At 66.2% G+C, this 7,225-nt stretch carries 6 protein-coding genes and 1 pseudogene; 5 read left to right on the top strand and 2 right to left on the bottom strand.

Annotated elements, in window-relative coordinates; translation table 11 throughout:
* Window positions 1–355 (bottom strand): annotated as a pseudogene (locus ADE01S_RS22520) (hypothetical protein); the annotation flags it as partial.
* Between the two features lie 216 nt (window positions 356–571).
* Between ADE01S_RS22520 and ADE01S_RS22515 the strand changes: the two are divergent.
* From ADE01S_RS22515 to ADE01S_RS22500, 4 genes are all read left to right on the top strand, one after another.
* Entirely contained in the window at window positions 572–1,069 is a 498-nt protein-coding gene (locus ADE01S_RS22515) for a V4R domain-containing protein (RefSeq protein ID WP_075873329.1), read from the top strand.
* A 10-nt stretch (window positions 1,070–1,079) separates the two neighbouring features.
* Window positions 1,080–1,790, top strand: a complete 711-nt coding sequence (locus ADE01S_RS22510; protein WP_062683972.1) for a GntR family transcriptional regulator — start codon at window positions 1,080–1,082, stop codon at window positions 1,788–1,790.
* 139 nt (window positions 1,791–1,929) lie between these two features.
* Window positions 1,930–3,546: a thiamine pyrophosphate-binding protein gene (locus ADE01S_RS22505; protein ID WP_242663419.1), complete on the top strand. Its 1,617-nt coding sequence runs from the start codon at window positions 1,930–1,932 to the stop codon at window positions 3,544–3,546.
* A gap of 62 nt (window positions 3,547–3,608) precedes the next feature.
* Complete coding sequence (locus ADE01S_RS22500; protein ID WP_062683970.1) at window positions 3,609–4,610, top strand: Bug family tripartite tricarboxylate transporter substrate binding protein; 1,002 nt, start codon at window positions 3,609–3,611, stop codon at window positions 4,608–4,610.
* Here the strand turns inward: ADE01S_RS22500 and ADE01S_RS22495 are convergent.
* Window positions 4,603–5,574 carry a LysR family transcriptional regulator gene (locus ADE01S_RS22495; RefSeq protein WP_242663420.1) on the bottom strand — a complete coding sequence of 324 codons (972 nt, stop codon included), beginning with the start codon at window positions 5,572–5,574 and terminating at the stop codon, window positions 4,603–4,605. The genes ADE01S_RS22500 and ADE01S_RS22495 overlap by 8 nt on opposite strands.
* Before the next feature lie 107 nt (window positions 5,575–5,681).
* Between ADE01S_RS22495 and ADE01S_RS22490 the strand changes: the two genes are divergently transcribed.
* Window positions 5,682–7,211, top strand: coding sequence for a CoA-acylating methylmalonate-semialdehyde dehydrogenase (locus ADE01S_RS22490; protein ID WP_062683968.1), 1,530 nt, complete (start codon window positions 5,682–5,684; stop codon window positions 7,209–7,211).
* Window positions 7,212–7,225: the final 14 nt, after the last annotated feature.

Genomic DNA, 7,225 nt, shown 5'->3' with positions numbered 1-7,225 from the left:
TCGTCAGCGCGGAGCCGTCGTGGAACGTCACGCCGTCGCGCAGCTCGATGGACAGCCGCAAGTTCTTGTCGTCCAGCCAGCGCCAGCTCTTGACCAGCGCGGGCTGCAGCTTCAGGTCGCCGTCGATGAACAGCGGGGAATCGAACACGGCCTTGTACAGCGATTGCCCGGCCGGAAACGTGACGGCGGTGGGATCCCAGGACGGCACGTCCACGGGATAGGCGATCTTCAACTCGTCCGGCGCCGGCTTGTCCGCCTGGGCCTGCGCGGCCGACGCCGCCAGCCCGCCACTCGCCAACAAAAGACAGGATGCCAGCACCCTGCCCAACCACCGTACCCACCATGCATCGATCATGAACGGCCTCCGATAGCGGAATCGTTGCGGACGCACCCGGCATGGCCGCGTGCAAACAGTATACTGTTTAAGATTTAAGCATTAATGGTTCATGATTAAACTAATTATTTACCCTGATATCAGCAGGTTATGGATCACAAAAACAGTATATTGTTCAGGGATAACCCTAGCCGATATCGGTAAGCCGCCCACCCCGTCGCCACAGGACCAAATCGAATGGGACAGCTGCAACAACGCTTGAAATGGGACGCGCCCGAGGGCGCCATCCTGGACGCCGACCGCCGCTACGTCATGTTGCGCGCCGACGTCCTGATGGGACTGTTCGCCGGCCTGCCGCCCGCGCAGCGCGCCCAGGCGCTCGACAGCCTGCAAGCGTCGGTGCGCACGCACGGCGGCGCGTCAGCGCGCGCCTACCGGGCCGCGGGCGCGGCCGACGTTGCCGCATTCCTGCGGGTGATGGCCGAGTCGGCCGCCGACCTGGGGTGGGGCGCCTGGCGCTTCGAGCCGGGCGACGCGGCCGCGCCGACGCTCACGGTGCGAAACAGCCCCTTCGCGATGGCGGCCGCCACCCGCGACCGGCCGGTGTGCCACGCGATAACGGGTATGCTCGAAGCCGTAAGCGCGCTGGTGACGGGAGAGTCCAGGTCGTTTCGAGAAACCAGGTGCGCCAGCATGGGCGCGCCGTGTTGCGAATTCCAGGCGCAGAACGAGTGAGGCCAGGCCGGTGGAGACGAAGGTAAAAAGCAGAAAAACGAGCGACGCGGCGCGCAAGCCCAATCTGCGCGAACGCGTGTACGGCATCGTCCGCCAACGCATACAGATGGGCCTGATCCGCCTGGAGGACCGCCTGGTGGATCACGATATCGCGCAGGAATTGCACGTCTCCCGCATGCCGGTCCGCGAAGCGCTCATGCAGCTCAAGAACGAAGGCGTGCTCGAAGGCACGGCGCGGGGTTTCGTGTTGCGACGGTTCACGCTCGCCGAAATGAATGAGATCTTCGAGATCCGCACCTTGCTGGAGCCTTCCGCCGCCGCCTCCGCATCGCTGCACGCGGATCCCAAGAGCCTGGCCGACATGAAGGCGGCCCTGGAACAGGCCGAGAGCGCGCACCTCCGGACCGACCTCGACGACTTCATGCGCAGCAACGCGCGCTTCCGGCTGGTCTGGCTTGCCATGGTGCCCAACCGCGAACTGGCCGGCGCGATCTCGCGCTACATCGATCACGTGCAGGTGGTGCGCCTGGTGACGATGGACGACCAGGAGGTCCGCAGCATCATCCTGGACGGAATGCGCGGCCTGTACGAAGCCTTCCTGTCCGGCGACACCGAACTGGTCCGCGTCCGCATGCTTGGCCATGCGCGCGCGGCCGCCGCCTGCTACTACAGCGCCTATCAGAAAATATTCGAGTCAGGCCCGGCGCGAAAGACGGAGTGAGGGCCGGCGCTTGGTTCAAAAAACATCAACCTACAGGCCGCCGATCCTCGATAAACTGAACCGCAAATACCGAGTCAAAGAACGGTCCCGCGGCGTGGTCCCGCGGACTCCAGGGGAGGCAAAGGTGCTTGGATCTCAGTTGATTATCCGTTCGCTGCGTCGGCTGGGCGTCAAGACGATCTTCAGCCTCTCCGGCAATCAGATCATGCCGCTTTATGACGCCTGTATCGACGCGGGCATCCGCATCGTCCACGTGCGGCATGAAGCGGCCGCCGTGTTCATGGCGGATGCGTGGGCCCAGATCACGGGCGAACTGGGCGTCGCGATGCTCACCGCGGCGCCGGGCATTACCAATGGCCTCGCGCCGCTCTATTCGGCATCCCAGGCGGAAAGTCCGGTGCTGCTCATCTCCGGCGACTCTCCCGTCGGCGAAGACGGTTCAGGCGCGTTCCAGGAACTGGACCAGGTCTCCATCACGCGCCCATTGACCAAGCTTTCGCTCCGTCCGCTCACCGTGGAGGCGCTCTATCCCGCGCTCGACAGCGCGGTCGCCCAGGCGCTTGCGCCTCGGCGCGGCCCGGTCCACCTGGCGCTCCCCTTCGATCTGCTGACGGCCGAAACGGGCATGGCGGAACTCCCCGAGGCGGCTGCGAATACGTCGGCAGCCGTGCTGGACAGGGCGGGGCTGCAAACACTGGCCGAACTGTTGGACTCGGCACGGCGCCCGCTGGTACTGGCCGGGCCGACCGCCGCGCGGGCGCACATGCATTCGGCCCGCGCAACGGCGGAAGAGGCGCTGGGGCTGCGCATCATTCCGATGGAGAGCCCCCGCGGCCTGAAGGATCCTTCGCTGGGGGCCTTGGCCGAGATTATCCCAAGCTCGGACCTGATCGTGCTGGCGGGAAAATGCCTGGACTTCACGCTGGGATTCGGCGGCAAGGCTGCGCTGGGCAAAGAGGCCCGGGTCGCCGTGATCGACCCGGATGCCCGGATGCTCGAACGCGCGGCCCGTCTACTGGGTGAGCGCTTGGTCCTGGCCTTGGAGGGAGACCCCATGGCTGCGCTTTCGGCGCTGCGGGCGACGCAAACGCAGGCAGAGCGCAACGCCTGGCGCGCCAGGGTAGACGAGGCGCTGCGGAACCGGACGGCCAAGGGGACGTCCGCACCCGCCGGCAATGCACTGGGCCCCCGCGCGCTGTGCGAGACGGTGCAGGCCTTCCTGGCATCCGCGCCCGATCCTGTCCTGATCTGCGACGGCGGTGAATTCGGCCAATGGGCGCAGGCATTCTGCCAGGCGCCGGCACGCATCATCAACGGCATGTCCGGGGCGATAGGCGCGGGGGTCTGCTACGCGATCGCCGCGAAGATCGCGCGGCCGGAAGCGACGGTGGTCGCCCTCATGGGCGACGGCACCGCTGGCTTCCACTTGATGGAACTGGACACGGCCGCGCGCGAAAACGCCGCGATCATCGCCGTGATCGGCAACGATCTGCGCTGGAACGCGGAACACTTGATCCAGGTGCGCACCTACGGCCCGCAGCGGCTGATCGGCTGCGATCTTTCGCCCGCGGCGCGCTACCACGACGTCGCCTCGGCGCTTGGCGGGGCCGGGTTTTCGGCGCACGACGCCGGGAGCCTGGCCACGGCCCTGGGGCAGGCGGCCGACAGCGGGTTGCCCGCCTGCATCAACGTTTCCCTGGGCGGCGAGGCCGCCCCGGTTTTCAGCGCATCCATGCAGTCCGCGACCGGTCATTGACCTCGAAGCATCGAGCACAGCTGCAGTCCGGTTTCGTCCCGTAGAACGACAGGAGACATCCCATGATCCGCCTTACCGGCATTCCGCCGGGCGCGTTCGCTCGCGCCGCGATTTGCATGCTCGCCACGATTCCGGGCCTGGCATCCGCCCAGGCCTACCCCGCCAAGCCGGTCCAGCTCATCGTGCCATTCAGCGTGGGCGGCGATGCCGACATGGCGGGTCGCAATCTGTCCGCCGCCGCGCAGAGCGTGCTTGGACAACCCGTGGTCGTGATCAACAAGGCCGGAGCGAACGGCGCGATCGGCTCCGCCGCCGTGAAAACTGCGGCGCCCGACGGCTATACGCTGCTGGTAGGCCGGATAGGTTCCCAAGTCTTGCTGCCCGCGCTGCAGCCCAAGACGACGCCCTACACCTCGAAGGACTTCACGTTCATCGGATTGCTGGAACTGAACCCCGTGGTCTGTGTCGTGCATCCCGACAGTCCCTACAAGACCGTCGGCGATCTGGCCCAGGCCTTGAAGGCCAACCCCGGCAAGCTCAACTACAGCCATTCCGGCCCGGCGACGGTGCAGAACCTTGCTCCCCAGCTATTGCTCAGCAACCTTGGGTTGAAGCCGGAGGCCGTGGTCAGCGTTCCGTACAAGGGCGGCAACGAGGTTGCTCTCGCCGTCCTCAGCAAGGAGGTCGATTTCGCCTGCAATAACCTCAGTTCGATGACGGGCATTCTCGCGGGCGGCAAGTTGCGCGCCTTGTTGACGACCACGCCGGAGCGCCTGGCGCAGTTCCCCGATATCCCGACCGCGCGCGAATTGGGGCTTGCGCAGCTGGAGGCTGTCATCGGCTGGAGCGGACTGTTTGGCCCGCCCGGCATGAGTCGCGAAGCGCTCGATAAGTGGGCTGCCGTGCTTCAACAGATCGCGAAGGATCCCAAATGGATCGCCGGGAACGCGAACTTCGGAGGCATTCCCCACGTGTTGTCGCCCGCCGACACCGAGAAGTACGTCAGCCAGGGGGCATCGATCTATGCCGATCTCGTGGCCAAGGCGGGGCTGCAGGTCAACTAGCGTCCGGAGCGGGGGGCCCGCCCAGGCCTTCGGACGCCGGAATCGCCTGGCGCAGATAATGGACGAACGACGAAACGGTCAGGGGCACGCGCGGGGTGTAAGGCCGGACCGCGTAAAGCCGCTCGGCAAACTCGCCCGCGACGCGCCAGTCTTGCAGGACCTCGACCAGCGCGCTGCTCCGCAAGGCGGGGCCCGCGCTGAAATCCGGCAGGAGCGCGATGCCGAGGGAGCCGGCGGCCGCTTCCCGCAACACTTCGCTGTTGTTCGCCGTGAAGCTTCCGCGCACCGGCACCGCCACGCGCTTGTCTCGCGCGCGAGACTCGAACGACCAGGTGGCGGCGCCGCTGCGGCGAAGATAATGCAGGCAATTGTGGCTCGCCAGATCCGTCGGCGTGCGCGGCGTGCCGTGCTTCGACAGGTATTCCGGGGTTGCGACGAGGATCGAGCGCGTCTCGCAGATCAACGACGCGACATGCGTGTCGGGCACGCCGGCGACGTGCCGGATGGCCAGATCGAATCCTTCGGTGGCCAAAGAGGCCAGGTGATCACTGAGCTCCAACTGGATCCTGACCTCGGGAAAGCGCTTCAGGAATTCCGGGATCAGCGGCGCGACGATCTGGCGGCCCAGCGCCACGGGAGCGGTCACGGACAATACGCCGCGCGGCCCCTCCGAGAGATCTCGCACGGCGGAAAAACCTTCTTCGATGCGCTGGTAGGCCGAAGCGGTATGGTCGACCAGGCTGGCCCCGGCTTCCGTCAGGCTCACGCTGCGGGTCGTGCGGCGCACCAGAGGCACGCCGGCTGCCTGTTCCAGCTCCACGATACGTTGGCTCACCGAGGCCTTGCTGATTTGCAGGCGGCGGGCGGCCGCCGTGTAGCTCCCGGTATCGGCCAGAACTCCCAGGCAGTGAATATGCGACCAAAGATCTTCCAGGCGTCTCGTTTTCGTCATGCCAATTTCCATTGTTCAAAACCTCAAACACTGATTCCAGCCTTCCGGTCTCGACGGCCGGCCGGCGATGGGCGACAGTGGCTGCTCCCACACGCCATGCTTGAGCACAGGAGGAAACCATGAATGCAACGACGGCCAGCGCCGGCATCCCGATAGCCGGACACTTTATCGGCGGCAGCCCCGTCGACGGGGCGGGCGGCCGCCAGCCCATCTTCAATCCGGCCTCGGGCGCCGTTACGAAACACGTTGCGCTGGCCACGCCGGATGAAGTGAATCGCGCGGTGGCGAGCGCTCAAGCGGCATTTCCGCAGTGGGCGGACACGCCGCCCATCCGCCGCGCGCGCGTGCTGTTCAGGTTCCTCGAACTGATGAACCGCCACCGCGACGAGCTTGCCCACATGATTACCGCCGAGCATGGCAAGGTTTTCAGCGATGCGCAAGGCGAAGTGTCCCGCGGCATCGACATCGTGGAGTTCGCCTGCGGCGTTCCGCAGCTGCTGAAGGGAGCGCACACGGAGCAGGTCTCCACCGGCATCGACAACTGGACGCTGCGCCAGCCGCTGGGCGTCGTGGCAGGAATCACCCCCTTCAATTTCCCGGTGATGGTGCCCATGTGGATGTTCCCCGTGGCCATCGCCGCGGGCAATACCTTCGTGCTCAAGCCCAGCCCGACGGACCCCAGCCCCTCGTTGCGCATCGCCGAGCTGCTCCGGGAAGCCGGCCTGCCGGACGGCGTATTCAACGTCGTTCAGGGCGACAAGGTGGCCGTGGACGCGCTGCTGGAACATCCCGGCGTGAAGGCGGTGAGCTTTGTCGGTTCCACGCCTATCGCCAACTACATCTACGAGACGGGCGCCCGCCTCGGAAAGCGCGTGCAGGCCCTGGGCGGCGCCAAGAATCACATGGTAGTGATGCCCGACGCCGATATCGACCAGGCCGTGGACGCGTTGATCGGCGCCGGCTATGGTTCGGCCGGCGAGCGCTGCATGGCGGTCAGCGTGGCGGTGCTCGTGGGCGACGTGGCCGACCGGCTGCTCCCCAGGCTGATCGAGCGCACCAAGGCGTTGAAGGTGCTGGACGGCGAGAATCCGGAAGCCGAGATGGGGCCGATCGTGACCCGGGCCGCGCACGAGCGCATCAGCGGCTACATCGCGCTGGGAGAGGCGGAAGGCGCAAAGCTGCTGGTGGACGGCCGCGGTTTCAAGGGAACGCAGGCGGGCGAAGGTTGCGGCGACGGCTTCTGGATGGGAGGAACCTTGTTCGATCACGTCACGCCCGACATGCGCATCTACAAAGAAGAAATCTTCGGGCCGGTCCTGGGCTGCGTGCGGGTGAAGGACCTGAAAGAAGCCGTGGACCTCATCAACGCCCACGAGTTCGGCAACGGCGTTGCCTGCTTCACCCGGGACGGCAACGTCGCGCGCGAATTCGGCCGTCGTATCGAGGTGGGCATGGTGGGCATCAATGTGCCGATCCCCGTCCCGATGGCCTGGCATGGCTTCGGCGGCTGGAAGCGCAGCCTGTTCGGCGACATGCACGCCTACGGCGAAGAAGGCGTGCGCTTCTATACGCGCCAGAAGTCGATCATGCAACGTTGGCCCGAGAGCATTGGCAAGGGCGCCGAGTTCGCGATGCCTACGGCGAAGTAAGCCGGGGCGGTCCC

Source organism: Achromobacter denitrificans NBRC 15125 (assembly GCF_001571365.1).
Classification (GTDB): domain Bacteria; phylum Pseudomonadota; class Gammaproteobacteria; order Burkholderiales; family Burkholderiaceae_B; genus Achromobacter; species Achromobacter denitrificans.
Note: the sequence above shows the minus strand (reverse complement) of the source record. Positions and strands in the feature narration are given on the sequence as shown.

Bases quoted from the DNA above. Each gene is read 5' to 3' on its own strand.
- ADE01S_RS22500 (WP_062683970.1), top strand. From the start codon at position 3,609: ATGATCCGCCTTACCGGCATTCCGCCGGGCGCGTTCGCTCGCGCCGCG.
- ADE01S_RS22495 (WP_242663420.1), bottom strand. From the start codon at position 5,574: ATGGAAATTGGCATGACGAAAACGAGACGCCTGGAAGATCTTTGGTCG.
- ADE01S_RS22515 (WP_075873329.1), top strand. From the start codon at position 572: ATGGGACAGCTGCAACAACGCTTGAAATGGGACGCGCCCGAGGGCGCC.
- ADE01S_RS22490 (WP_062683968.1), top strand. From the start codon at position 5,682: ATGAATGCAACGACGGCCAGCGCCGGCATCCCGATAGCCGGACACTTT.